The sequence below is a fragment of the Stenotrophomonas sp. BR163 genome, assembly GCF_047520985.2.
In the GTDB taxonomy this organism is placed as follows: Bacteria; Pseudomonadota; Gammaproteobacteria; order Xanthomonadales; family Xanthomonadaceae; genus Stenotrophomonas; species Stenotrophomonas sepilia.
Genome location: NZ_JAXBRE020000023.1, coordinates 35,797 through 62,318 on the forward strand (window position 1 = coordinate 35,797; position 26,522 = coordinate 62,318).

Consider the following 26,522-nt stretch of genomic DNA (forward strand, 5'->3'; position numbering starts at 1 on the left):
GGTACGGCCTCCCCAATGAAACGACTTAGCTTCGCACGAATGCGCCATGGCCTGTATGTGATGGCGTTTGCATTCGCACTGTCTGCCCCCGCCTGGGCGCAGGACGCTGCCCTGGAACTGGCGCAGGCCCGGCAGGCGGTCGACAAGGCCACCCAGGCCGATGCCGACCAGTACGCCCCGGACCTGATCGGGCTGGCCCGGCAGGGGCTGGAGCAGGCCCAGCGCGCCGCCGGCGACCGCCGCGAGCGCAAGAACGCCCCGGCGATGGCCCTGCGCGCTGCAGCCGATGCCGATCTGGCCCGCGTCCGTAGTGAGGAAGCCACCGTCACCGCGCAGCTGCAGCTGCGTCGCAACGAGGTCAACCAGCTGCAACGCCAGCTGTCGACCGGGGAGGACCGCCGGTGAAGCCGATGACCGCCGCAACCCTGGCCGCGCTGCTGGCGCTGCCGACCCTGGCCACGGCCGCCGACAACCCGATGGTGGCGCAGCTGAGCCAGCGCCTGATGGCCATCCAGGCCAACCCCGATACCGCTGAGCTGGGCGCCTTCGAGCGCATGCAGGCGCAGCAGGCGATCGCCACCCTGGACAAGGCCAAGCGCCGCGACCAGGAGCTGGCCACGTACCTGGCCGAGCGCCGGGTGGAGATTGCCGAGACCGCCGTGCGCACCGCGCTGGCCGCGCGCGAGGTCGACCGCCTGGAGCGTACCCGCAGCGACCTGCTGATCGAGGCCAGCCGCCGCGATGCCGCCCGTGCCCGCCAGGAAGCCGAGCAGCTGCGCATGCAGGCGCAGATGCAGGCCGAGGAGGCCGAACGCCTGCGCCAGGCGGCCGAGGCCGAGACCCTGGCCCGCCAGGACGCCGAGAATGCCCTGACCAGCGTGGCCGGCAAGCAGCAGCAGCGTCTGAGCGCTGCCCAGCAGAACGCTGCCAGGCTGGCCCGGGAGGAAGCCGAGCTGGTGTCCGGGCAGAAGCTGCCCGGTTCGAAGTTCGACGCTCGCGGTGAGGTCTTCACCTTCGGTGGTGACGCGTTCGCCGCAGGCGCCTCCAGCCTGTCGGGTGGCGCCCGCAACCAGGCCAAGGCCCTGGCCGAGTACCTGAACATCGGCAAGAAGGGGCGCCTGCGCATCGAGGCCTACGACAGCGCCAACGGCGTGGGCCAGAAGCGTGCCGAAGCGCTGCGCGACGCCCTGGTCGCGGGTGGTGTCGCCAGCAACCGGATCCAGGTCAGCGGCAAGAAGGCTGCGTCCACCCGGGCGCGCTCGGCCGAGGTCATCATCGCGCCGTAATGCATTGATATTGTTTGTTTTTCGTTGCGATGAGCATTCAGCCTGAACCCCGCCCCGGCGGGGTTCGGTCTTTTTGACGCAGGGGTCTTGTACCCCGCCTTGAGCAGGCGTAGGGTCAATCGTCCGGGACGCAATGCCGCGGACCGGACGATGGGAGGGCCGGGCCGATGCAAGCAGGGCGCGAACCGCAGCAGATCGACGTGCGCAGGCCAGTGCCGCAGGTCGTTGCAGGCGTCCAGGTGGTCATCGACCGGCACTCCTCCATGAACAACGCCCCGTGCCTTGCGGCCGGGGCGTTCGTGTATCTGTCGAAGGAGGTCCATCATGTTTGAAGATCAGCCCCAGAGCGAGATCGACGCCCGTCGCGCGCGTGATCCGGAGTTCAGGGCACTCCATGACCAGCACCGCAAGTTGAACAAGAAGTGCATGGACGCGGAGTTGGGTGTACTCCCGATCGATGATGTCACCCTGGGTCGCATGAAGCGTGAGAAGCTGCTGGCCAAGCAACGTCTTCTGCGAATGTACGAAACACCGCTCCCAACGACGTCCCCCACGCTTTGACGCACTCCGTCGCGCCCGGAACGGCGTGACCCGGCCATCGATGGCCCCGCCGGGCGCTTCTGCCCCGGCATCGCGGCACCGCCGATGAGGCGACCGCGCCAAGGCACCACAGGCGGTGGTGCCTTGGCCTGCAGGCACCACTCACCGATGCGAGCGGTACCGGTCTCCTCGTCGATCCGGGGCCGCCCGCATCCCTTTACAGGGCCGGCGGGCGGCATCTCCGCGCCGACCTGACATTCAGCGCCATCCGTCGGATAATCATCGGTCCGGCCCTGCGTGGCGCGAATCGAAAGTCCTCCGAATGCCCATCCATTCTTCCGTCCTCGAACTCATCGGCCAGACCCCGATCGTCAAGGCCCAGCGCCTGGACACCGGCGTTTGCGAGCTTTACCTGAAGCTCGAGAGCGCCAACCCGGGCGGTTCGATCAAGGATCGCATCGGCCTGTCGATGATCGAGGCGGCGGAGCAGCGGGGTGACCTGAAGCCGGGCGCAACCCTGGTCGAAGGTACCGCCGGCAACACCGGCCTGGGCCTGGCACTGGTGGCCCAGCAGAAGGGCTACAAGCTGATCCTCGTCGTTCCCGACAAGATGAGCCGCGAAAAGATCTTCAACCTGAAGGCGATGGGCGCCGAAGTGCGCCTCACCCGTTCGGACGTCGCCAAGGGCCATCCCGAGTACTATCAGGACCTGGCCAAGACCATCGCCGAGCAGACCCCGGGCGCCTATTTCATCAACCAGTTCGGCAACCCGGACAACCCGGCCGCGCATGAGTTCGGCACCGGCCCGGAGATCCTCGAGCAGATGGGCGGTGACCTCGACGCCATCGTGTTCGGCTGCGGCAGCTCCGGCACCATGACCGGCCTGTCGCGTGCGTTCGCCAGGCTTTCGCCGAAGACCGAGCTGGTGCTGGCCGATCCGGTCGGCTCGATCCTGGCCGAGTACATCAACGACGGCGTGCTCAACGACAAGTCGGGCAGCTGGCTGGTGGAAGGCATCGGCGAGGACTTCCTGCCCTCGATCTCCGACTTCAGCCGTGTCAAGAAGGCTTATGCCATCAGCGATGCCGAGAGTTTCCACACCGCGCGCGAGCTGCTGGGCAAGGAAGGCATCCTCGGCGGTTCGTCCACCGGCACCCTGCTGGCCGCGGCGCTGAAGTACTGCAAGGAGCAGACCACGCCGAAGAAGGTGCTGGTGCTGGTCTGCGACACCGGCAACAAGTACCTGTCGAAGATGTACAACGACTACTGGATGCTGGACAACGGCTTCCTGCAGCGCCCGCAGCACGGCGACCTGCGCGACCTGATCCTGCGCCCGTACGGCCAGCGCGACACGGTGGTGATCGGCCCGAACGACCTGTTGACCACCGCCTACCAGCGCATGAAGCTGTATGACGTGTCGCAGCTGCCGGTGATGGACGGTGACCAGCTGGTCGGCATCGTCGATGAAAGCGACGTGCTGCTGCATGTCTACGGCGACGAAGCGCGCTTCCGCGACACCGTGGCCACCGCGATGGTCAGTAAGCTGGACCGGCTGGACGTGAAGTCGCCGATCGAGGCCCTGCTGCCGGTGTTCGACCGCGGGCAGGTGGCGATCGTGATGGACGGTGACGCCTTCCTCGGCCTGATCACCCGCATCGACCTGCTGAACTATCTGCGCCGTCGCGTGCAGTAGGCCGCTGATCGCTGCCGTTCACCGCTGAATTCCGGTTTATTCGCGTCAAAGCTCGTTAAGGCCGCGCTGATAGACTCCCGATCCTTTGACGGCGCCGCACGTCGGCGCCATTCAGGAAACGACATGTCCAACTCCTCTTCGCCCGATCGCGCGCTGGCCCTGGCCACGCTGGCCATCCACGGCGGCCAGTCGCCCGATCCCAGCACCGGCGCGGTGATGCCGCCGATCTACGCCACCTCGACCTATGCGCAGTCCAGCCCGGGCGAGCATCAGGGCTTCGAGTACTCGCGTACCCACAACCCGACGCGCTTTGCCTATGAGCGCTGCGTGGCCTCGCTGGAAGGCGGTACCCGCGGCTTTGCCTTCGCTTCGGGCATGGCGGCCAGCTCGACCGTGATCGAGCTGCTGGACGCCGGCAGCCACGTGGTGGCGATGGACGATATCTACGGCGGTAGCTTCCGCCTGTTCGAGCGCGTGCGCCGCCGCACCGCCGGGCTGGACTTCAGCTTCGTCGACCTGACCGATCTGGCGGCATTTGAAGCCGCCATCACGCCGAAGACGAAGATGGTGTGGATCGAGACCCCGACCAACCCGATGCTGAAGATCGTGGACATCGCCGCGGTCGCTGCCATCGCCAGGCGCCATGGCCTGATCGTGGTGGTCGACAACACCTTCGCCTCGCCGATGCTGCAGCGTCCGCTGGAGCTGGGCGCGGACCTGGTCCTGCATTCGGCCACCAAGTACCTCAACGGTCACTCGGACATGGTAGGTGGCATGGTCGTGGTCGGCGACAACGCGCCGCTGGCCGAGCAGATGGCGTTCCTGCAGAACTCGGTGGGTGGCGTGCAGGGCCCGTTCGACAGCTTCCTGGCCCTGCGCGGCCTGAAGACATTGCCGCTGCGCATGAAGGCGCATTGTGCCAATGCGATGGCGCTGGCGCAGTGGCTGGAAAAGCACCCGGCGGTGGAAAAGGTGATCTACCCGGGCCTGCCGTCGCACCCGCAGCATGAGCTGGCCAGCAAGCAGATGGCCGGCTACGGCGGCATCGTCTCGATCGTGCTCAAGGGCGGTTTCGAGGCGGCCAAGCGTTTCTGCGAGAAGACCGAACTGTTCACCCTGGCCGAGTCGCTGGGCGGCGTGGAAAGCCTGGTGAACCATCCGGCGGTGATGACGCATGCTTCGATTCCCGTGGCGCGTCGGGAGCAGCTGGGGATCAGTGATGCGCTGGTAAGGCTCAGCGTGGGTGTGGAAGAGTTGGGGGATCTGCAGGTGGATCTGGAAGGAGCATTGGCTTGAACACCGAAACTATTTTGAAGGCGGAAGCTGATCGGCGTCCGGTCCGAATCAGCAGCCACGATACTCAGATGAAGGCTCTCCCGGCGTTCATTCGTGACATTGCCGAAGGCATGGGAGCCTGGCGTGCTTGGACGGCGTTGGCACTACTTGACATCAAGCACAAGTATCGCCGATCAGTCTTGGGTCCCTTCTGGATTACCATCAGCATGTTTGTGCTGATCCTCGGTATTGGCCTGCTCTACAGCCAGTTGTTCCGGATGAACCTTCGGGACTATCTGCCCTACATCGCTCTTGGCGATATTGTGTGGATCTACATCTCGACCACAGTGCAGGAGGGATGTACCACGTTCACTGCTTCGGAGAATCTGATCCGTTCGATGCGGCTGCCAATGACGCTTCATGTGATGCGGTTGGTGACACGAACCTTCATCGTGTTCCTGCATGGGGCAGTCGCCTATCTGCCGTTTGTTGTATTTCTCAAGATCGAGCCGGAGCTGGTTTGGTTGCTCGCTTTGCCGGGCGTTGCCCTGATTGTGCTGGCGACCATTCCCATTACGGCGATATTCGGCATGCTGTCTGCTCGCTTCCGCGACCTGCAACCCGCGATCGCAAACTTCATGCAGCTCGGCTTCTTCATGACGCCGATCATCTGGAAGGCGGACATGCTGGGCCCGCATCGTTGGGTTGCCGATATCAATCCAATCTACCACTTCATCCAGATCGTGCGCATGCCGCTGATGGGACAGGTTCCAGAAGCGCACTCGTACTACTTCGTACTCGCCTTCATCGCCGCGGCGTTTGTGATCGCGCTTCCCTTCCTGGCGGCAAATCGCCACAAGATCTCGCTGTGGGTGTAACACCATGACCTTCATTGAAGTGGTCGACTGCAGCGTCCAGCTGCCGATCTATGGCACCAACAACCGCTCCATGAAGGGAGCCATCATGTCCGCCGTTACCGGCGGGCGCGTGGCTCCCACCAGCCGCAACGTGACCGTAGTGGATTCTCTCCAGAACGTCACCTTCAACCTGCGTGAGGGTGACAAGCTGGGTCTCGTCGGCCATAACGGAGCAGGCAAGACCACGTTGCTGAAAACACTTGCGGGCGTTTATGAGCCAACTTCTGGCTACATCCGCAGCCAGGGGCGCGTTGCCAATCTGCTGGACGTGACGATGGGCATGGATTTCGAAGCAACCGGTGTCGAGAACATCCGGTTGAAGGGGCTGCTGCATGGGCTTTCCCGTGCTGAGATCCAAAGCAAGATCCCGCAGATCTCCGAGTTCTCGGGCCTTGGCCCGTATGTGAACATGCCGGTGCGCGTGTACTCCAGTGGCATGATGGTGCGTCTGGCGTTCTCGATTGCCACCAGTTTCGATGCCGAGATTCTGCTGATGGACGAATGGTTGGGTGTCGGCGATGCGGACTTCAACGCCCGCGCTCAGCAACGCCTCGCCGAAATCGTACAGAAGGCCAGCATTCTGGTCCTGGCCAGCCACAATCAGGACATCATCGCCGCTAACTGCAATCGCATCATGCATCTTGAGCATGGGCGCATCACCAGCGATCAGCCGATAGAGGCCCGTGCCTGATGAATACTCGTAACCGGGACTACTGGATCAACAGGAGCGGTGATCTCTATGCCGACCAGCAGAAGATCCGGCGTGAGGCGGGCAACAGCAATTACGCCCGGCAGGAAGCGTGGCTGGTGGGATTCCTCGCCGAGCGTTCCGAACAACTGGGGCGGCCGGTTCGGGTTCTGGACTTCGGGGTGGGCTTCGGACGTCTTGCGCGGTTGCTGCCGCAGCATGCCTTCGTGGACTACTTCGGTTTCGATATCTCCCCTGCTATGGTGGAGCCACTGCTGCGTGAACCGCCTGTTGAACTGGCCGCAGACATCGGGCATCGCATCCGCGTCGGATCTTCGTTGGCCGACGCCATGCAGGGCGAGCAGTTTGATGTGATCTTCACCGTCTCGGTGTTGATCCACAACGACCGCGAACAGGCGGCAGACGTACTTGCACAGATGCGTGCGTTGCTGGCGCCCGAAGGACGGCTGTGCTTCATCGAGAACCGACCGGTGTCGATCAGCCTGCTGGCCAACCTGTGGCACGCAGGTTGCTGGAGTCATGATGTTGCCGGCACGTTGGCGCCGGACATGAATGTGGACGTCGAAGACGGAATCCTTTCGGACCATGCCATCTACATTCTGCACGAATCCGCCGCCGGGATCCCACGCCAGCTTCGTGTGCCGGGCGCCCGCGGGTTTGAACCGATCACCGCTGGTGACTACCTGTTGCGGACGCTGGAAGCTACCACGGCTGTTGCGCGTGGCATGGAAGTGGAAAGTGCCACGCTTGGCGGCGACATCGCGCAGATGCGTGATGCGGTGGAGCTCTATCGTCAGGCCGAAGAACGCGCGCGAACGAATCTGGACATCGCGCGACAGCATCTAGGCGATGACGTGGGCCTGCTGGATGGTATAGGCCATCTTACCGCAGCCATTGATGCGCTTCCGGCATTGGCGATGCGTATCGGCGTGCTGGCTGGCGAGACCTCCGTGCAGCAGGTCCAGTCCTTGGAGCGGATTGAAGCGCTGCATGCGCGTGAAGCGACGCTTGTCGAATCGCTGGCGCAGCAGGAGCGAGAGCTTGAGCAGGTGCAGGCCCGGTTGGAAGCTGCCCAAAGCGCCAACCAGCACCTGCAATGGCAACAGGGCCTCCGTGAGCAGGTCCGCCAGGTCCTGAGCAGCCGAACGGAAGAGCGCGCCATGCCATACCTCGAAGCGCCGGTGGGTGGCAGTGCCTCGGTCGGTCAGCCGGCACCTCCGGTGTACGAATTCAACGCCCGCCGTGACATGCGATTCGCACAGGCTGTGGTTGGGCATGAGCGGGTCTGCCACATCATGCATCAGGAGTGGTTCGGTATCCGTGCGGCCTGCGGCTCGCTCCCGGGACACAAGCTTGCGGTGACCAGTACCTCAGCGCCCGGCGCCGGCGATGTTGAGGAGGTGGCCCGTCTGCTTGCCGCCAACAAGGTGAATCGGCTGGTTATTCATGGATTCTCCGATGGCATGTTGCAGTGGGTGAAAGGCCTCGCTGCAGCCGGATTCGACCGGATCTACATGGTCTGGCATGGCGCGCCCTCGATGTGGATCCATGTTGAAGAACGGCGCCTGTTCGCGTTGGCCTACAAGGCGGTCCGCACTGGTCTGATCCGCAGGGTCAGTGTCATGCGCGCAGGTTCCCATGCGGCGCTTGCAGATGTAGCGGGCTGGCAGAGGCAGGTCTATAACATGCCGCCAGCCTATACCGGCAAGCGCATTCCACGGCGGGCGACCGGAGCCACCGTATTCATTCCGTCCTGGAACCTGATTCACAAGAACATCTTCACGAATGCCGCAGCCGCGGCTGCGACCGCGGAAGTGGCAAACATTTGGCTGATGGCGGATGATTTCGCGTTACCGTACCGGGTGGACAAGAATGTTAAGCGTCTTCCAAAACTCAGCCAGTTGCAGATGATGGAGGCGATGTCGCAAGCCGATGCAGTGATGAATGCCTCCATCGTCGACTGCCATCCGATGGTGGAGTTGGAGGCACTTGCTGCCGGTACTCCCGCGCTGCGGGGACGTCTGGGGATGGATGCGCTGGAAGACCATCCCTATGTCGAGATTACCCAGGTGGCCGATCCACTCAGCGTTGCCGATGTGCGCCAGACGCTGCGCCGGATATTGGCGGCTCCCGCAGTGGAGATGGATGACATGATGTCGTCCTACTCGCGCCAGATGGTGGCGTTGTCCTTCGAGCGATATTCAGAATTTATGGAAATCTAAAAATGGGCTTGAGGGTTTTCGTTACCCGCGAACTTTTCCCCTTTACCGCCGGTGGCATTGGACGCGTGATCGCGAACATGCTGATGACCGCGCCGGAAGAAGATCGCGCGGAGATGGCAGTACTTTACGTCGGCGACAACGTCGAGGCGGACGCGTTCGCGGTCGCCCACCCGGGCGTGACCTTCCTCGCGTGGCCGCATTCGCGCTTTCAACAAGTAGACGAGCGTGGGGAGATTTTCCCGCCAATGTCGGCGTTCACCCACAGCATGCTGCATTGGGAATCGGTGCATGTGCTGCAGGGGCTGCTCGAGCTGGAACGCCTGAAAGGCCCGCTTGAGTATGTCGAGTTCGTGGACTGGGGGGCACCTGCGTTCGCCGCAACCCAGGAAAAGCTGCTTGGCAGCGCATTGACGACGGCCACGCTGGCCGTGCGCCTGCACACTACAGACAGCATCCTGGCCGATTTTGAGCCGCGCGTGCAGAGTGTGCACGGGTTGAATCTCTTTGACCTAGAGCGAAAGGCACTGGCCGATTGCGACATTATCGTCGGTCAGATCGCGCCGGTTGCCGAGGCGTTCCGCGTGTTCTACGGCTTCAGCGAGGAGGAGTGGACTCCACGCCTGCGCCTGCATGCTCCGCCGGTGTTGCTGGATACGATGCAGCCGGTCACACAGACCACCGTGATCAATGATTCAACGCCGCTGTTGTTCACTTCGAAACTGCAGGATATCAAGCGCCCGGATACTTTCATCCGTGGCTGCATCCAGTTCCTGCGGGACAGGCCGCGTTATCAGGGCAACATTGTTTTCCTGGCGCATTCTTTTGATGTGAGCTATCAGGAGTATGTCATCTCGCTGGTGCCGGAGGAACTGCGCAGCCGGGTGGTGTTTGCCCGTGGCGTAACCGGTGCGGCGCGCGAGAAGAGCATTTCTGGCGCGGTATGCGTATTCCCATCGCCATGGGAGTCTTTCTGCCTTGCTGCGTACGAGGCATCGCTGTCAGGCGCAGCTTGCGTGCTCAACGCGCAGAATCCGGCTTTCGGGCCGGGCAGTCCGTGGCGGGATGGATACAACTGCAGCACGTTTGATGGGAGCGCCGAAGATCTGGCACGCGCGCTTTGCGGCCTGTTTGAAAGCACCCCCGGCCGACTGTCGCCGGTCGAGGTGCCGAAGGACCCGCTTCCCTGGAAGGGGCTTGATCCGGTGGCAATACCTGCTGCGGTTCCCCTGGACAGGCAATTGACCGTAGTCGTCGTCAACCGCGATAGTGCGGGGCGCGTATTGAATACGCTGGATAGCATCCTCGCGTCCAATCTGACGCTTGACAAGCTGATCGTGATTGACGATGCCTCGCGGGACCCACGCGATATCGCTGCGCTGGACCAGCTGGGTAGCAATGATCCGCGTTTGTCCGTGCATCGGCTTGCGGTGCCCGTTGGTGACGCTGTAGCGCGCAACATGGGCCTTGCGCTGGTTGAGACGCCGTTTGCTGGATTCGTGCGTGGTGGTGACCAGTTGCTGCCGGGCTTCCTCAAGGTCGCGGTGAGCGCATTGGCGTCGCACCCGGATTTTGATGTGGTCGTGGGGCAGGTGGGCGTGACCGTGGATCCCGATGATGTAATCGCCGGCAATGTCGCCCCGGATGGATTCCGCATTTTCTATGGTGAAGGACGCCTCGCAGGACTCTACGAGAACTGCCTGGCGCCGGAAAGCTACGTGATCCGGACCGAGGTTGCCAGGCGCTTCGCATTCGATCCCGTCATCCCTGCACTTGAAGTATGGGAAATGATGCTGCGCGCCTGCCAGTCGGGTGCGCGCTTCATGGTGACTTCCGCCGTGAACGTGCTTGCACGGCATCAGGGGCAACCAGATGAACGGCAATTGGAGCAGATCCAGATCGCGATGCGCCGGCGCCTGCAGCGCAAGCGCGTGCGTGTCGGCTCACTGGAGGTGCCTGCGTACTTCATCTTTGGTGCGCATGTATCGCCGAGCGGGTTCATGGGGGATGCCTCCAACGCGGAAATGGCCTATCGGCTGCAGGCACTGATGGAAAGCGAGTCCGTGCGCTACACCCTGGCACTTGCCAGGCTTCTGCAGAAGCGGGCGCCATGGGTACTGCGCTTGGGTAAATGGTCGGTGCAGCGACTGGCGCCGATCTATCGCCGATTGCGGTGAGCGTTCCGGGGCAGCATCGATGCATGTGATCGTCATCCAGCTGGCGTGTTGGCGTGTTGGCGGAGAGCGGGCTGCATTGGCGCGTGCCCGCCTGCGCGCGATGCCCGCTGCTTCGGTGCTGATCGTTGGCGAGGGAGCGCCGCCCGCCGACCTGCTCGAGGAGTGTGCAGAGAGACGCACGCTGTGCGTGAATTCGCCTTTGCATGCGATGCAGGGCCGACGGTTGCCTGATGTCCGCCGCAGTGGTGACGCGGAGCAGCTCGGTTGGTCATTGGCGGTGATGGCGGCGCTTCGGGCGCTGCAGCAGGATGTGCACCTGGACTGTGTGGAGATTCCATCGTGTGGTGCGCTGGCCTATGCACTTCTCCAGGAGCGAGCTCTGTCAGAGGTGTTTGACACTACGCGCGTGATGTTGCGGTTTGACGGCATCCAGGCCATCGAAGTCCTGAGGCAGGGACGCAATGTCGAGATGGCTGCGCTGATGTTGATGGACATGGAGCGGATGTGCCTGGAGCAATGCGACCAGGTTCTGGTCGATAGTCAGGCGATCGCGGAATCCTTGCAGCACTTCCTACCAGGCAGCCAGAGGCCGCTTCACCTGCAGGCGACGCTGCTGGAGTCAGCCGGGCTCGTGTCGGAGCACCATGCAGTGGGTTCAGCACTGGCTTGCGTCGCAACCGAAGCGCCTGCTCTCAGGCAGTGCCTGCGGGCGATTTCCGGTTACCTGCAGCAGAGCAATGATGGTCTGCTGCAGGTCTCGGTCGTTTGCCAGCCTGCGCTTCTATCCGAAGTGCTGCATGTGGTGCCTGCTGCCCTGCGCCATCGTTTCCAGGAAGCGCCTGCAGATTGCCTGCGCGCTTCGCCCATGCGTGTGGTCATGCCTGATCGCTGGTCTGCAGGCTCGGCTCTGGCGCGGGAGCTGCTTGCTCATGGCCATAGCCTGATTGTGGATGTCGCCAACCCGGCGCTGGCTGCCGCACAGGGGTGGGAACAGGGGCGGACCCATCTTGGCTACACGGATGCCCGTGGGCTGTTCGAAGCGCTGCGGGCTTCGCAGCAGTGGGTGCCCACTCGTCACCTGCGGATGGGGCCTTCCCCGCCGCTGCCCAAGCTTGACGTTGGTACGCCGGGCCCAGCCAAGGTCTCCGTGGTCGTGCCCTGCTACAACATGGGCCGTTGGCTGCCGCAGACCTTGTGCAACATACAGCAGTTTTCATGGAGCGATCTGGAGGTCATCGTTGTTGACGATGGATCGACGGATCCCGGCACCGTGCAGCTCATCGAAGAGCTGGAAGCAAGCCCCACCGCTGGCCTGCGCGTGGTCCGTCTTGAGTTCAACCAGGGGTTGTCTGCTGCCAGGAATGCCGGCGTTGCCGCAGCGCAGGGTGAGTTCACCCTGTGTCTGGACGCTGATGACCTGGTGTCGCCAGAGTTTGTTTCGATTGCTGTACGAGCACTGCAGCGACACCCTGCGCACGACTTCGTTGTTCCTCGCTGCGCCTACTTCTTCGGTGACGAATCTGCGCTTGATGTGAACGAGTTGCGGCTCGGTCAGGGCTTGCCGATGGTTGGTGCGGCATTTGATTCCGGTGCGCTGGGCAATCGCTTCTCAACGGCGACCAGCCTGGCGCGAACTTCGGTACTGCGTGCACTCGGTTATGACGAAAGCCTGCGTTCCTATGAAGACTGGCAGCTTTACCGTCGCGCGCTGCAACAAGGCAGTCGTTTCGTTGTGACCAATGACGTACATTTTTTCTACCGGCAGCGACCGGATTCAATGATCCACGATCCGGCCATGCGCGCTCGCCACAGCCTGCTTTATGCGGAGATGGTGGGCGGGGCGACGTTGATTGGGCAGGGGCCGGTGGTGTCGCCGAACCTGCTGGGGGCGCTGGCCGCTCCCCCACGGATCGACGGGAGCTCATCGGGGCTGTTGCTGGGTGGCGTTGTCGAAGCGCTCGACGAGATGCAGGCATTGCGCCGTAGTCGCATCGTCGGGCTGGGATACAGATTGTCGGCGCTGTTGCGGTGGCTGCGCCGCTGAGTTGTCTTTGAGATGCCCCGTCCGGGGCAGAAACACATGCATCATTGTTGCTGGAGAAAGGCGATGGAGTGGGATAGAGGCATAGCAGTGGTGATCCCATGCTACAAGGTGACCCGCCAGATCCTAGTGTTGCTGGCTGAAATCGGTCCCGAGGTCGATCGCATCTACTGTGTTGATGATGCCTGCCCTGATGGCAGTGGCGATCTGATCGAACGGAGCTGCAGCGATCCTCGTGTGGTCGTGCTGCGTAACCGCGTGAATACCGGAGTAGGCGGTGCCGTCATGCATGGCTACCGCCGCGCTGTGGCAGACGGCGCGACGGTCATCGTCAAGCTCGACGGCGATGGCCAGATGGACCCGGCATTGATCGAAGCATTTGTGTCGCCGATCCTCGGGGCTGATGCTGATTACACCAAGGGCAATCGGTTCTTCGATCTGCGCGAGATCAAGTCGATGCCCCTGCTGCGGCGGATTGGCAACCTTGGATTGTCGTTCATGGCAAAGGCATCGACCGGGTACTGGGACCTGTTCGATCCCACCAACGGCTATACCGCCATCCATGCTGAAGTTGCGCGTCGCTTGCCTTACGACTCGATCAGCTCGCGATACTTCTTCGAGAGCGACATCCTGTTCCGGCTCAATGTGATGAGGGCAAAGGTGCTCGACGTGCCGATGGACGCCCGCTACGGCGACGAAATAAGCGGCTTGAAGGTATCGAAGATCGTTGGCGAGTTCCTCGCCAAGCACGTACGCAATACCAGCAAGCGAATCATCTACGGCTACTTTCTGCGAGACATGAACATTGCCTCGTTCGAGCTTCTGGTTGCCGTGCCGATGATCGTTTTTGGCGTGGCGTTCGGCCTGTATCACTGGATCGGTTCAGTGGAAGGTGGCCTCATTACCCCGCTCGGCACCATCATGCTGGCAGCGTTGCCATTGGTTCTTGGGGTACAGCTGTTGCTGGCCTTCCTTTCGCATGATACGGCGGCGATGCCGCGTCATGCATTGCATCGCCTCCTGCTGCGCTATCCGGCGGCGCGCCCGGCGGCCAACGGAATGTGATGCGGTTGCCGCCGTGCCAGCGCGAGCGCTGGCGCGACGATCAGGCACACCATGTAGAGGGGAAGCTGATAGCGCGCGTCCTGGGCAATGATCGCCACCATCAGGATCGCGCTATGAACCAGCACCAGCATCGGCACAAGCAGTATGCGCCGATCACCGGTGCGCCTCCACGCAACTACGGTCAGCAGGCACAGCGCGATCAGGAAAGGAGCGGGGCGCCAAAGGCGTCCCAGCTGCGGCTTCAACAGGGTCTTGCCCATCCAGTTGGTCGCGTTCGGCAGCACGGATGCTTGCGGCGGTCCGCTCAGCCCCGGCTGCACCCATTGCAGATTCTGCTCTTCGCCGATCTCGAAGCCGAAGACATAGAGATACAGTGGCCCCGAGGTCCGGTAGCGCCAGACCATTCCGCTGGCACAAAGCACGTGGTCAAGTTCGATATCCGGCCGTTTCAGGGCCATGCCGAGCCAGATCCGGAACAGGTCATCCTGATGCTTCACGGCCGTCGGAATATCATAATGATCATTGAAGATGGTCGTATTCACCATCGAGCAGCGATATCGCCAGTCGCTGGCTCCGCTGTCGACGGCTTCAAGTATCGCGTTGTCCTCGGCAGACTCCGGATTCTGCCCTGCTGCCAGATGCGCGGACAGGTGGTGGGTGTATGCCATGTAAGCCGCACTGCTGCGATGCGTGCCCAGGCTGTCGGCCAACGGGCCCTTGATGCCCCACATGAGGCTGGCAGCCAGCAGCAAGCAGGCCAGCACACGCATGCGGGTACCGGGCCGCAGCAGGAGGATCAAGAAGGCCGCGACCGCTACGGGAGGCCCGTTGTGCCGCAGCGCCATGCAGCAGGCAGCGAGCAGCACCAACGCCAGGCAGTTGTACCACTTGCGCAGGCTTGGTCGGTCGAGGAAGGTATTGCCAATGACAAAGGCGGTCAGCGCGACCACGCTGGTTGCATACGGAACGTCTTTCCACAGTGTTATGGATGACAACGCCGTCACTGGATACGCAGCCAGCAGCAGGCCGCCGGCCGTCGATGTCCAGCGCGGCGCGTTGCAGGCGCGGCGGACAACAGTCGCCAACCATCCGGATGCCAGCGCCAGAACGGCCAGCTGCAGCCAGGCTGCAAGGGTGGGGCTGGGCAGGATCTGCTGGATGAACCATAGGTAGAACGCATACAGAACCGGATGGGCGTCATCGAAACTCCCGCTTGCCGCCTGCGCCCACTGGTTCAATGAGTCGGTGGTCAGGATGGCGGGGAGGAACAATACCAGCAGGATGCTGCCGACAAGCAGCAATGGCAGTGCTGCGATCAAGACTTCCCGGCCCAATGACGGTTGCGCTTCGTCGTTCCGTGCTGATTGCCAGGGCGATGGCCAACGCGATGCCAGCCCGAAGCCGGCCAACAGCAGCAGGCCGAGAGTCACGGACTGGCAGGCCTGCACCAGATACTGCAAGGGCGTCCGCGTGGGAAGCGTCAGGAAGTGTGGATTGGGGACAGCTCCGGCCAGGCGAACCCGGATTTCGCCACCAGTGGGGCTGTAGAGGTTGTAGTGCTGCTCTTTGCCGGCCCAGCGCAGGGTTGCCTGCCCAGACCAGGGGTGGGTGAAGAACTCCACGTAGACGTCGCTGGAATAATGGCCGTTCCAGTGGATCTTGTCCGGTGGGCTGTTGATCGGAGAGATAAGGTAGCCATTAGCCGCAGTCCAGCTTGGGCCCGCCTCGACGTCGCGCAGCCGGGCATCACGGCCATCAGCTATGAGGCGGACCCAGACTTCCGATCCCTTGGATTCGGGGGTGCCCTTACCGAGGGACTCGATCTCCACCTGCAGCGTTGTTGCTGGTGCCGGGTCGAATGGAATCATCCAGGTCAGCAGCCAGCCGGCAAAGATGCAGCTGGTGATCCAGCCTATCCGCGCGCCGATTCTTACACGGCTCCATATCGGGTGCGTACGCCGCAGGACGGCGGCCATCAACCAGCCAGACAGCACGCTGGCAAGTATGAACACCATCACTGCAGGCGCTGTAGCCAGGCTCAGGAAGCGCGCCGATGCCGGCAGCCACGCGGCCGACAGAACCACACCTGCTGCCAGACCGCTGGCATTGGCTGTCTTATACCAACTCATGCCGGGCGGGAACGCGGGTTTGCATCGGCGGGCTGCTGGGTAGTCGCCCTGCGGGCGAAAAGAAGTAACGGAACCGCAGCCAGGGTGATCGCGTACAAGGGCAGCTGGTACCGTGCATCCTGTGCCACGATCGAAATGGACAAGAAGGCGGTATGCACTGCGGGCAGGAACAACAACAGAGCCATCGATCGGTCATTGAGGCGGTACATCGCTACGCCACAGGCGAAGATGAGCGCATACATGAAGAGTGCCGGCCGAAACACAGCCTGCATGCCCGGCATCAACACCATCTGGCCTATGAACTCGGCCAGTTGTGGCGATTTGGATTCCGCTGAGGGGGCGCCTGCCTCGCCGGTAATCCACGTCACTTTACCGTGCGGTGCCCATAGCCCAAGGCTTGCAAGATACAGGGGGTCGATGTCCGAATCGATCACGCGCCAGATCAGTCCACTCGAGCATAGACCGTGGGCATACTCGATGTCGGGCCGTTTCGTCGCAAGCGCCAACCAGATCCGGAGCAGGTCATCATTGTGCTGCATGGCCTGATGTGCATCGAAATCCGGGTTGAAGATCACAGGATTGACCGTTGCGCAGTTGTACGCCCAGTCGGGCTGCTTGTGGTTGAGCTGTCGCAGCAGTGCTCTTTCCTGAGGATCTTCGGGCAGGTGATGGGCAGCCAGATGCGCAGCAATGTGGTGCGAATACAGAATGTAGCTCACCGGTTTGCGATCAATGCCGACTACGCTCGATACCGGTCCCTTCAGTAGAGCCATCAATACGATGGCGCCGACCAGTGCCAGCACCACGCGAAAGCGGGATTTCTTGGCGAGGAAGAACAGCGCCAGCGCGGCGGCGAAGGCAACCGGCGGGCCGTTGTGGCGTAGGGTCATCGCGCAGAACATGATCAGGCAGAGGCCAGCGGCACCGCCTGCGCTGATTCGCTGCGCATTACGGTGGGACAGCGAAGTCATGAGGAAGGCGGTCAGTGCAATCACAGCGGTGGCGTATGGCACATCCTTCCACAGCGTCACCGCAGTAATCGGCAGCAGTGGATACAGAGCAACAAGCCACGCCGATGCCCAGACAACTCGGTTCGAGGTGCCTGTCAGGCGCTGCAGGCTGGCCAGTAACCAGCCGCAACTTGCGGAGAAGAGAAGCAGCTGCACAAGCGCTACAGAAGCGGGACTATCCCAGACGAAGCGCATGGCCACCATGAACAGGCCATACAGTAGCGGGTGGGCATCATTGAATGCGAAATGGCCTGCCTGGCGCCATTGATCCAGTGAGTCTGAGGTCATCAGACCCGGATAGAAGATGAAAAGCGCAAAGAGGCTCGTCAGCACTATGGGCATGGCAAGCATCATCGTCTGGCGTTGCAGGCTCGCCAGCGCGCCATGTGACGCAGCCTCGGCTTCCATGCAGTGTCGCATTGCAAGCCATCCAAAGACGAATAGGGTCAGCGCACCCAGTACAAGCGCATCGCACGCCGCAGTGAACCACTGGCGGCCATTGCGTTCAGGGAAGGCAAGATAGCCGTTGGTGGTGACCATGCCTGCCAGATCGACGGTGGCACTGCTGCCTTCCGCGCTATACAGGTCCAAGTCCTTGTGGTTGCCATTCCACGCAACTCGGGCACGCCCAGACCAGGCATGCGAAATGAACACCAGGCGAAGTCTGTTGGTATAGGATCCATGCCAGTGTACGGAGGCTTGGCCCGGTGGATTGGCGGCGACTAGGAACGGCGCCTTGTCGAGCCAGTCGCCGGTCTGCTTCAGATCCGCCGAAGGCACATCGACGCCATCGCGCTCTAGGCGCAGCCAGACTTCCCGGCCCTGTGCATGCTCATTGCTACCATCAAGCACACTCACCGTCACATCGGCCACGCCGGCAGGCGCCGGTCCGACTGGTAAGGCATACAGCCAGATCATTCCAGACAGAAGAGCCAGCACGATGGACAGCCAGCGCCCACGTCGCCCGAGGCTTGTCTGCCAGACAACCAGCCGGCGTGCCACAGGCACAAGAACGTACCAGAGACCCGCCGCGCAAAGGCCCGCCACACTCAACGTCTGCCAGAAGCCCAGAAGCTCGGACCCGGGCACGCGGGAGATGATGGATACTGCCGCGGCAGCGGCTAGTAGTCCTGCGACGACGGAAGCCTGCGGCAGCCCGATTACACGGGCAGGCATGGTGACATGCATATTGGAAGTCCGGATTAGGGGCGCTGCCGGAAGATTCAGTGTTGTTCGAGATGCTGCTGCCAGCGCCAGGTATCCACGCAGATCAGGTCAAGATCGCGAGAGGCATGCCAACCCAGCAATTCCGTAGCAAGGGATGGATCGGCATAGCATTCAGCGGCATCTCCGGGGCGTTGATCCACGATGTCGTACGGAATCGGCTTTCCGCTCGCGCGCGCGAATGCAGCGATGATCTCCAGTACCGAGTATCCGCGCCCGGTGCCCAGGTTCACTAGCAGATCCTGCTTGCGCTGCAAAAGGTAGGCCAGCGCGTGCACATGTGCGTCAGCCAGATCCATGACATGGATGTAGTCGCGTACTCCGGTTCCATCGACAGTGGGATAATTTCCACCGAACACCTGCACCCGTTCACGCAGCCCAGCAGCGACCTGAGCCACGAATGGAACCAGGTTGTTGGGTGTGCCCCGCGGCAACTCGCCGAGGAGACCACTGGGGTGCGCACCTGCCGGGTTGAAATAGCGGAGCAGGGCGGTATTGAATTCCGGATTCGCCGCGCTGATGTCCTGGATGGCCTGCTCCATCATCAGCTTGGTTCGCCCGTAGGGATTGATGGCAGAAAGTGGAGCATCTTCCCCGATCGGGCAATGCTCAGGATAGCCATAGACAGTAGCTGACGAGCTGAACACCAGGTTCTTGCAGCCCACCTGCAACATGGCATCCAGCAGATTCAGGGTGCCTGAGAGATTGTTCTGATAATAGTGGAGTGGCCGAATAAAACTCTCGCCAACGGATTTCAGCGCTGCGAAGTGAATGACGCCATCGGGCTTGATTCGCTGCAGGCACTCCAGCGTAGCGGCCTTGTCGCACAGGTCCAGCTCCACCGATTCAAAGCTGGAGCCGGACAGCTCTGCGATTCGTGCAGGTATCCAGCGCTCACTGTTGCTGAAGTTGTCGAGGATGACAACTTCGTAGCCTGCAGCCAGCAGCGCGATTGCCGTATGGGAGCCGATGTAGCCTGCCCCTCCGGTCACCAGAATCCTGCTTCTCAACGTTGTCCTCCAATTCCTTTCAGTGGATAAGGCCGCCGGATCGATCTGGCTGCAGCTCCGTCAGTGCTTCTGTTCGCCATCAGCCGGAGTGGCACCACCACTGATTGCCGCGGGCGCCGTCGCAGTCATGGATTCCAGAATTGCAATGCGGCGCGCCAGATGAACGATCTGTCGCTGGTTCTGCTTGTCTTTTGCGTAGGTATTGAACATCTGGAACGCGACGACCTGGACCAGTACATAGACCAGAAGATCGGTGCCGCGTCCGACACCCACAAAATTCGCCAGTTGCGTAAGCGCTTCAGGTATCAGAATGGCAACGATTGCCGCGGCGACAAAGCCCACCAACAGTACTTTCTTGAATGCGTTGGACCGGCTAGTGCCGCGCGAGGTAAGGAAATACCAGGCGATGGTCAGCGTTGAGGCGATCAGCAGAAATCGAATGAGCATGGTTACTTGATCACCTTTCTCAGGATTGCATCAAAGGCAATGTTGATTGCATTGATCATCGACTGGCCCTTGCTGCGGGAGTACTCGCTGTAGATGATCGTGACCGGCACTTCCGCATAGCTGAAGTGCTGTTGCCCAATCCGCTCGACGATCTCTGAAGCGTGCGAGAAGTCAGGAAGTTCCAGCTTTAGCCGTTCCGCCGCCGAGCGATGGATGACGCGGAGGCCATTGTGCGTATCGGTGAGGTGTACGCCTGACGTTACATTGGAAAACCAGACAGCGGCCTTCAGGATGACGCGCTTCATCCGCGGCATGTTGACGGCCTTGCCCAGGAAGCGGGAACCCATCACGATCTGCACCTTGTGCTGTGCCGCATAGGCCAGCATTCTTTCAACATCCTCGATCCGGTGCTGGCCATCGGCATCGAAAGTGACGATGTATTCGATCGCAGGATCCAGCAACGCCGCGTCGATGCCGGTCTGCAGACCAGCACCCTGCCCGAGGTTGATCGGGTGGCGGATCAGGGTCGCTCGGGTTTCGCGGACACGCTCATGCGTATCGTCCCGGCTCCCATCATCGATCACGATTATCTTGGGGAAGTTACCAGGAATCGCGTGAATGGTGTCCTTGATCGCGCTTCCTTCATTGTAGGCAGGGATCACTACAGCGACATTGGAATATTCGAGTGACATGTGATCACGCCTTGCCGGTCTGCTGCTTGAAAATCAGCTTCGAGAAAATCAGATAGTTCCAGCCGGCGATACACCCCATCACCAGCAACTTTGAGATGTACTGATCCAGATCGGCAGGGCCGGTCAGCAGCAGCATCGCCGCATTGCCCGCCACGAGGTTGAATGCGGCGATTGCGCCATACTTTAGCAGTTCTGCCTTCATTGCGCCGCTGCTGCGAAAGACCCAGCTGCGGTTGAGCAGGAAGCTTGCGACAAAGCCGCAGCCAAAGCTCAGGGTCTGGCTCAGGATGAGCCAACGCTCCCCCAGAGACAGTTGGATCAAAAGGAAGACGAGGTACTCCACGGCGGCCGCGGTGCCGCCGGAAATCAGGAATCTAAAGAAGCGTCCGCTCATTGGCGAGGGTCACCGGATCCAGAAATGAAGGGGGGGGCGTCTGTTTGGACGCCCCCTCGGGTAGATCTGGACCCGCTCCGGTCCAGAGCGCCTTACAACGCCTTTTCCAGCTCCGGCAGGATCGTAAACAGATCCCCCACCAGGCCGATATCGGCAATCTCGAAGATCGGCGCATCGCCGTCCTTGTTGATCGCCACGATCGTGCCGGCATCCTTGATGCCGGTCAGGTGCTGGATGGCACCACTGATGCCGACCGCCACGTACAGTTCCGGCGCGATGATCTTGCCGGTCTGGCCGACCTGCAGGTCGCTGGGGACGTAGCCGGCATCGACCGCGGCGCGCGAGGCACCGACGGCGGCACCGAGCTTGTCGGCCAGCTGGAAGATGACCTTGAAGTTCTCTTCCGAACCGACGCCGCGGCCACCGGAGACCACGCGCTTGGCGCTCTGCAGGTCCGGGCGGTCGCTGGCACCAGCGGCGAGGCCGACGAAGCGGGTGTGGGTCGGCAGGACAGCATCGACGCTGGCTGCTTCGATGGCGGCGCTGCCGCCCTGGGCCGCTTCCGGCCACGAGGCGGCACGCACGGTGGCGACCACGATCTGGTCGGCCGGGGCTTCCACGGTGATGATCGCGTTGCCGGCATAGATCGGGCGCTTGAAGGTGTGGCTGCCTTCGACGGTCATCAGGTCGGAGACCTGGTTGACGCCGAGCAGGGCGGCCACGCACGGCATCAGGTCCTTGCCGAAGGTGGTCGATGGGCCGAACACGTGGGTGTAGCCCTTGGCCAGCTGCGCGATCTGCGGCGCCAGCACCTGCGCGATGGGCTGCGCGTTGGCAGCGTTGGCCACGGTCAGGACCTTGGCGACGCCGGTGATCTTCGCGGCCTCGGCGGCGACGGCGGCCGGATCGGCGGCCAGCACCACGACATCGATGCTGGCACCGCTGATGGCGGCGGCGGCGCTGACAGTCTTGGCGGTGGCGGCGTTGAGCTTGCCGTCGTGGTGTTCGGCGATGACGAGAATCTTGCTCATTACAGCAGCCCCTTCTGCTTGAGTGCGGCCACCAGTTCGGCCGCGTCCTTGACCATCACACCCTTGCTGCGCTTGGACGGTGCGGCGTACTGGGTGGTCTTGAAGGTGTCGGCGGCTTCAACGCCGAGGTCGGCCAGCTGCAGGGTCTCCAGCGGCTTGGCCTTGGCCTTCATGATGTCCGGCAGCTTGATGAAGCGCGGCTCGTTCAGGCGCAGGTCGGTGGTGACCACCGCCGGCAGGTCCACTTCCAGGGTTTCCAGGCCGGCGTCGACTTCGCGGATCACGGTGGCCTTGCCGTCGGCAATGTCCAGCTTGCTGGCGAAGGTCGCCTGCGGACGGCCCCACAGCGTGGCCAGCATCTGGCCGGTCTGGTTGGCGTCGTCGTCGATGGCCTGCTTGCCCAGGATCACCAGGTCCGGCTGTTCCTTCTCGATCAGCTTGAGCAGGGTGCGGGCGGCGGTCAGCGGCTGGATGGCCTGGTCGGTGACCACATGGACCGCGCGGTTGGCGCCCATGGCCAGGCCATTGCGCAGATGCGCCTGGGCATCTGCCGGGGCGATGGTGGCGACCACCACTTCGCTGGCGATGCCCTTGTCGCGCAGGCGCAGGGCTTCTTCCAGAGCGATTTCGTCGAAGGGGTTGGGGGACAGCTTGACGCCGTCGGTGACCACGCCGGAACCGTCCGGCTTGACCTGAATGCGGACGTTGTAGTCCACCACGCGCTTGTACGCGACGAGGATTTTCATCTGGTACGGGGTCCTTCAATAACGGAGAGAACGTCCGGTCCTGCAACAGCAACCGGTTCGGGGGTGGGATCCTGATTCTAGCTGGCTTGAGGGGACCATGCGAATGCGTATGGTTGTGTTGCAGTGCCGCAAGAACTTTCGGAGTGCTGTGCTTCGTTCACAGTGTGAAGGCAGTCGTGAAAGTGGCCCCGATGTATCCTGTCGAGCTGAATCAGGTTGCTGCTGCGACCCACATGATTGATCAACAGGAGATCAGGTAGTGTCCACATGGCTTGTCACCGGCGGTGCCGGATTCATCGGCGGCAACTTCGTTCTCGAAGCGGTCGCCCGTGGCATCAAGGTCGTCAATCTCGATGCTCTGACCTATGCCGGCAACCTGAAGACCCTGTCCAGCTTGGACGGCAACCCGAACCACGTGTTCGTGCAGGGCGACATCGGCGACAGTGCCCTGGTGACCCGCCTGCTGGCCGAACACCAGCCGGACGCGGTGCTCAACTTCGCTGCTGAGAGCCACGTCGACCGTTCCATCGATGGCCCGGGGGCGTTCATCCAGACCAATGTGGTGGGCACCCTGGGCCTGCTGGAAGCCGTGCGTGATTACTGGAAGGCGCTGCCGGCCGAGCAGGGCGCGGCCTTCCGCTTCCTGCATGTGTCGACCGACGAGGTGTACGGCACCTTGGGCGAGACCGGCAAGTTCAGCGAAACCACGCCGTATGCCCCGAATTCCCCTTATTCGGCGTCGAAGGCCGCTTCGGACCATCTGGTCCGCGCCTTCCACCACACCTACGGGCTGCCGGTGCTGACCACCAACTGTTCCAACAACTACGGCCCGTATCACTTCCCGGAGAAGCTCATTCCGCTGGTGATCGCCAAGGCGCTGGCCGGCGAGCCGCTGCCGGTGTACGGCGATGGCAAGCAGGTGCGCGACTGGCTGTTCGTGTCCGACCACTGCGAAGCGATCCGCACAGTGCTGGCCAAGGGCCAGGTCGGCGAGACCTACAACGTCGGCGGCAATTCGGAAAAGCAGAACATCGAAGTGGTGCAGGCGATCTGCGCCCTGCTGGACCAGCGCCGCCCGCGTGCGGATGGCCAGCCGCGCAGCAGCCAGATCACCTATGTCACTGACCGCCCCGGCCATGACCGTCGCTATGCGATCGATGCGTCCAAGCTGAAGAACGATCTGGGCTGGGAACCGGCCTACACCTTCGAGCAGGGCATCGCCTTTACCGTCGACTGGTATCTGGACAACCAGGACTGGGTCAACGGCGTGCTGGACGGCAGCTACCGTCTGCAGCGCATCGGCACTGCGGCCTGAACCCTGGAGACGACATGACGCAGCGTAAAGGCATCATCCTCGCCGGTGGCTCCGGCACCCGGCTGTATCCGATCACCAAGGGCGTCAGCAAGCAGCTGCTGCCGGTGTACGACAAGCCGATGATCTACTACCCGCTCAGCGTGCTGATGCTGGCGGGCATCCGCGAGGTGCTGATCATCAACACCCCACACGAGCAGGCGCTGTTCCAACAGCTGCTGGGCGACGGCTCGCAGTGGGGCATGGACATCCAGTACGCGGTGCAGCCGAGTCCGGATGGCCTGGCCCAGGCCTACCTGATCGGCCGCGACTTCGTGGCCGGCAAGCCGAGCTGCCTGGTGCTGGGCGACAACATCTTCCACGGCCACGGCCTGCGCGACGTGCTCAAGCGCGCCGATGAGCGCGTGGAAGGCTCCACGGTGTTCGGTTACTGGGTCAATGACCCGGAGCGCTATGGCGTGGCCGAGTTCGACCAGAGCGGCAAGGTGATCGATCTGGTGGAGAAGCCGGAAAAGCCGCGCTCCAACTATGCGGTGACCGGCCTGTACTTCTATGACGGCAAGGCCTGCGATTACGCGGCCGAATTGAAGCCGTCACCGCGTGGCGAACTGGAGATCACCGATCTCAACAAGCGTTACCTGGCCGAAGGCGACCTGCACCTGGAGGCGCTCGGCCGTGGCTATGCGTGGCTGGATACCGGTACGCATCAGTCGCTGCTGGAAGCATCCAACTTCATCGAGACGATCCAGACCCGTCAGGGCCTGCAGGTCTGCTGCCCCGAGGAAATCGCGTTCGGCAAGGGTTGGATCAACGCTGGACAATTGGAAGCGCTGGCCGCGCCGTTGATCAAGAACAGCTACGGTGAATACCTGCATAAGCTCGCCGTGCGTGGAGTCGTTCCATGAAAGTGATTGAAACCCGGTTGCCCGGCTGCGTGGTGATCGAGCCGGCGGTGTTCGGCGATGCCCGCGGTTATTTCTTCGAAACCTGGAACGCCGAGCGCTTCGCCGCGCTGGGCCTGCCGGACCGTTTCGTGCAGAGCAACGTCTCCACCTCTGCGCAGGGCGTGCTGCGCGGCCTGCATTACCAGTGGCCGCGACCGCAGGGCAAGCTGGTCAGCGTGCTGGAAGGCGAGGTCTATGACGTGGCCGTGGACATCCGTCGCGGCTCGCCGACCTTCGGCCAGTGGGAAGCGGTGGTGCTGAGCGCGGAGAACAAGAAGCAGTTCTGGATTCCAGAGGGCTTCGCCCACGGTTTCGCCGTGCTGTCCGAGCGAGCGGTGTTCAGCTATCTGTGCACGGAGGTGTACCTCAAGGAATTCGATGCCGGCGTGCGCTGGAACGATGCGGACATCGCCGTGGACTGGCCGGTCAGTGTCCCGACGTTGTCGGCCAAGGACGAGAACGCGCCGTTCCTGAAGGACATCGCTGAAGACCGCCTGCCGGTCTACGTGCCATGACCGTGCTGGTGTTTGGTGGCAACGGCCAGGTTGGCCAGGAGCTGCTGCGCGCGCTGGCACCGCTGGGCAAGGTGGTCGCGACCACCCGCAGCGGCAAGCTGCCGGACGGCAGTGCCTGTGAAACGGCCGATTTCGGCCAGCCCGACGGCCTGCCTGCATTGCTGGACCGCGTGCAGCCGTCGCTGGTGGTCAATGCGGCCGCTTACACCGCCGTTGACCGCGCAGAACAGGACGTTGATGCCGCCTTCGCCGCTAACGCGCAGGCGCCGGGCGTAATCGCGCGCTGGTGCGCGGCCCACGGCGTGCCGTTCGTACACTATTCGACCGACTACGTGTTCGATGGTCAGGGCAGTGCGCCCTACCGCGAGGACGAGCCGACCGCACCGCTGGGCGTGTATGGCACCAGCAAGCGCGATGGCGAGGACGCGGTGCGTGCGGCCGGTGGCCGCCATCTGATTTTCCGCACGGCGTGGGTGTATGCCTCGCACGGCGCGAACTTCCTGCGCACCATGCTGCGCGTGGGCGCCGAGCGCGATGCGTTGCGGGTGGTGGCCGACCAGGTCGGCACGCCGACGCCGGCCGCGCTAATCGCTGATGTCACCTTGCAGGCGCTGCAGCATCCGGGGCAGTTGTCGGGTACCTGGCACCTGACCGCCAGCGGCCAGACCAGCTGGCATGGGTTCGCCGAAGCGATCTTCGCCGAAGCGTTGGCCACCGGCGTGTTGGCCAAGGTGCCGACGGTCGAGGCGATTCCCAGCTCCGAGTATCCGACCCCGGCCAAGCGTCCGGCCTGGTCGGTACTTGACAATCGCAAGCTGCAGCAGGATTTGGGCATTCCTCTCCCGGATTGGCATGAGGGGCTGACCATTGTGATGAATGAGGTCAAACGCTTGGTGGATAGACCAGCTGGGGACAGGGCCTCCAGGACGAACTAGACTAGTTTCCCCCTGCAGACACCTTTCCGGACACTTTCATTAAGCGGACAGGAGGGGGAAGCCGGACACGCAGGCTAGAATGCAGCAATCGTCTTCAAGGAAACGCGTGACATGTGTGGAATCGTGGGTGCGATCGCCGATCGCGACGTAGTACCGGTACTGATCGAGGGTCTGAAGCGCCTTGAATACCGTGGCTACGATTCCTCGGGCA

General features: G+C 62.5%; 23 protein-coding genes. 15 read left to right on the forward strand and 8 right to left on the reverse strand.

Translation table 11 applies throughout. The annotated features are described in order from the left end of the window. Positions 1-39 precede the first annotated feature (39 nt). The 11 genes from ACM0PY_RS16550 to ACM0PY_RS16600 all read left to right on the forward strand — a co-directional run bounded on the left by ACM0PY_RS16550 (position 40) and on the right by ACM0PY_RS16600 (position 13,922). Complete coding sequence (locus tag ACM0PY_RS16550) at positions 40-405, forward strand: DUF4398 domain-containing protein (RefSeq protein ID WP_005415160.1); 366 nt, start codon at positions 40-42, stop codon at positions 403-405. Further along, a complete protein-coding gene (locus tag ACM0PY_RS16555) occupies positions 402-1,286 on the forward strand; it encodes an OmpA family protein (RefSeq protein ID WP_080375071.1) in 885 nt (294 codons plus the stop codon). The genes ACM0PY_RS16550 and ACM0PY_RS16555 overlap by 4 nt, the downstream gene beginning before the upstream one ends. Before the next feature lie 324 nt (positions 1,287-1,610). Then, a complete protein-coding gene (locus tag ACM0PY_RS16560) occupies positions 1,611-1,847 on the forward strand; it encodes an HP1242/YdcH family protein (RefSeq protein WP_005407964.1) in 237 nt (78 codons plus the stop codon). Positions 1,848-2,148: 301 nt separating this feature from the next. Next, positions 2,149-3,519: a pyridoxal-phosphate dependent enzyme gene (locus ACM0PY_RS16565; protein ID WP_049416902.1), complete on the forward strand. Its 1,371-nt coding sequence runs from the start codon at positions 2,149-2,151 to the stop codon at positions 3,517-3,519. Positions 3,520-3,642: 123 nt separating this feature from the next. Further along, complete coding sequence (locus ACM0PY_RS16570; protein ID WP_180885627.1) at positions 3,643-4,815, forward strand: cystathionine gamma-synthase; 1,173 nt, start codon at positions 3,643-3,645, stop codon at positions 4,813-4,815. Further along, entirely contained in the window at positions 4,812-5,672 is an 861-nt protein-coding gene (locus ACM0PY_RS16575) for an ABC transporter permease (protein ID WP_143592520.1), read from the forward strand. The genes ACM0PY_RS16570 and ACM0PY_RS16575 overlap by 4 nt, the downstream gene beginning before the upstream one ends. A gap of 4 nt (positions 5,673-5,676) precedes the next feature. Next, positions 5,677-6,402: an ABC transporter ATP-binding protein gene (locus tag ACM0PY_RS16580; RefSeq protein ID WP_414609434.1), complete on the forward strand. Its 726-nt coding sequence runs from the start codon at positions 5,677-5,679 to the stop codon at positions 6,400-6,402. Next, positions 6,402-8,642 carry a methyltransferase gene (locus ACM0PY_RS16585; protein WP_088496870.1) on the forward strand — a complete coding sequence of 747 codons (2,241 nt, stop codon included), beginning with the start codon at positions 6,402-6,404 and terminating at the stop codon, positions 8,640-8,642. The genes ACM0PY_RS16580 and ACM0PY_RS16585 overlap by 1 nt, the downstream gene beginning before the upstream one ends. Before the next feature lie 2 nt (positions 8,643-8,644). Then, positions 8,645-10,816: a glycosyltransferase gene (locus ACM0PY_RS16590; protein ID WP_180885629.1), complete on the forward strand. Its 2,172-nt coding sequence runs from the start codon at positions 8,645-8,647 to the stop codon at positions 10,814-10,816. A gap of 19 nt (positions 10,817-10,835) precedes the next feature. Continuing rightward, on the forward strand, positions 10,836-12,860 hold the full coding sequence (locus ACM0PY_RS16595) for a glycosyltransferase family 2 protein (RefSeq protein WP_414609433.1): 2,025 nt from the start codon (positions 10,836-10,838) through the stop codon (positions 12,858-12,860). Between the two features lie 63 nt (positions 12,861-12,923). After that, positions 12,924-13,922 carry a glycosyltransferase gene (locus tag ACM0PY_RS16600; protein ID WP_088496873.1) on the forward strand — a complete coding sequence of 333 codons (999 nt, stop codon included), beginning with the start codon at positions 12,924-12,926 and terminating at the stop codon, positions 13,920-13,922. On the opposite strand, the gene ACM0PY_RS16605 is transcribed toward ACM0PY_RS16600, so the two are convergent. From ACM0PY_RS16605 to ACM0PY_RS16640, 8 genes are all read right to left on the reverse strand, one after another. Beyond that, a complete protein-coding gene (locus ACM0PY_RS16605) occupies positions 13,886-16,051 on the reverse strand; it encodes a hypothetical protein (RefSeq protein WP_180885632.1) in 2,166 nt (721 codons plus the stop codon). The two genes, ACM0PY_RS16600 and ACM0PY_RS16605, sit on opposite strands and share 37 nt — an antisense overlap. Then, the gene (locus ACM0PY_RS16610) at positions 16,048-18,249 is read right to left on the reverse strand and encodes a hypothetical protein (protein WP_180885634.1); all 2,202 of its coding nucleotides are present in this window, start codon (positions 18,247-18,249) and stop codon (positions 16,048-16,050) included. Before ACM0PY_RS16610 ends, ACM0PY_RS16605 begins: the two co-directional genes overlap by 4 nt. Before the next feature lie 35 nt (positions 18,250-18,284). Continuing rightward, positions 18,285-19,295 (reverse strand): UDP-glucose 4-epimerase GalE, encoded by a 1,011-nt coding sequence (gene galE, locus ACM0PY_RS16615; RefSeq protein ID WP_088496876.1) that lies wholly within the window; start codon positions 19,293-19,295, stop codon positions 18,285-18,287. Positions 19,296-19,355: 60 nt separating this feature from the next. Next, positions 19,356-19,742, reverse strand: a complete 387-nt coding sequence (locus ACM0PY_RS16620) for a DUF2304 domain-containing protein (RefSeq protein ID WP_088496877.1) — start codon at positions 19,740-19,742, stop codon at positions 19,356-19,358. A gap of 2 nt (positions 19,743-19,744) precedes the next feature. Then, a complete protein-coding gene (locus tag ACM0PY_RS16625; protein WP_088496878.1) occupies positions 19,745-20,434 on the reverse strand; it encodes a glycosyltransferase family 2 protein in 690 nt (229 codons plus the stop codon). Between the two features lie 4 nt (positions 20,435-20,438). Continuing rightward, a complete protein-coding gene (locus ACM0PY_RS16630) occupies positions 20,439-20,828 on the reverse strand; it encodes a GtrA family protein (protein WP_088496879.1) in 390 nt (129 codons plus the stop codon). A 92-nt stretch (positions 20,829-20,920) separates the two neighbouring features. Further along, complete coding sequence (locus ACM0PY_RS16635; RefSeq protein ID WP_180885636.1) at positions 20,921-21,859, reverse strand: electron transfer flavoprotein subunit alpha/FixB family protein; 939 nt, start codon at positions 21,857-21,859, stop codon at positions 20,921-20,923. Further along, complete coding sequence (locus ACM0PY_RS16640) at positions 21,859-22,605, reverse strand: electron transfer flavoprotein subunit beta/FixA family protein (protein ID WP_069139440.1); 747 nt, start codon at positions 22,603-22,605, stop codon at positions 21,859-21,861. The genes ACM0PY_RS16635 and ACM0PY_RS16640 overlap by 1 nt, the downstream gene beginning before the upstream one ends. Positions 22,606-22,864: 259 nt before the next feature. Between ACM0PY_RS16640 and rfbB the strand changes: the two genes are divergently transcribed. The 4 genes from rfbB to rfbD are packed head-to-tail and all read left to right on the forward strand — an operon-like array spanning position 22,865 to position 26,311. Next, positions 22,865-23,920, forward strand: a complete 1,056-nt coding sequence (rfbB, locus tag ACM0PY_RS16645; protein ID WP_180885638.1) for a dTDP-glucose 4,6-dehydratase — start codon at positions 22,865-22,867, stop codon at positions 23,918-23,920. 14 nt (positions 23,921-23,934) lie between these two features. Further along, a complete protein-coding gene (gene rfbA, locus ACM0PY_RS16650; RefSeq protein WP_180885640.1) occupies positions 23,935-24,822 on the forward strand; it encodes a glucose-1-phosphate thymidylyltransferase RfbA in 888 nt (295 codons plus the stop codon). Continuing rightward, positions 24,819-25,376, forward strand: a complete 558-nt coding sequence (rfbC, locus tag ACM0PY_RS16655) for a dTDP-4-dehydrorhamnose 3,5-epimerase (RefSeq protein ID WP_088496883.1) — start codon at positions 24,819-24,821, stop codon at positions 25,374-25,376. The genes rfbA and rfbC overlap by 4 nt, the downstream gene beginning before the upstream one ends. Then, positions 25,373-26,311: a dTDP-4-dehydrorhamnose reductase gene (gene rfbD, locus ACM0PY_RS16660; protein ID WP_180885642.1), complete on the forward strand. Its 939-nt coding sequence runs from the start codon at positions 25,373-25,375 to the stop codon at positions 26,309-26,311. Before rfbC ends, rfbD begins: the two co-directional genes overlap by 4 nt. Positions 26,312-26,522: the final 211 nt, after the last annotated feature.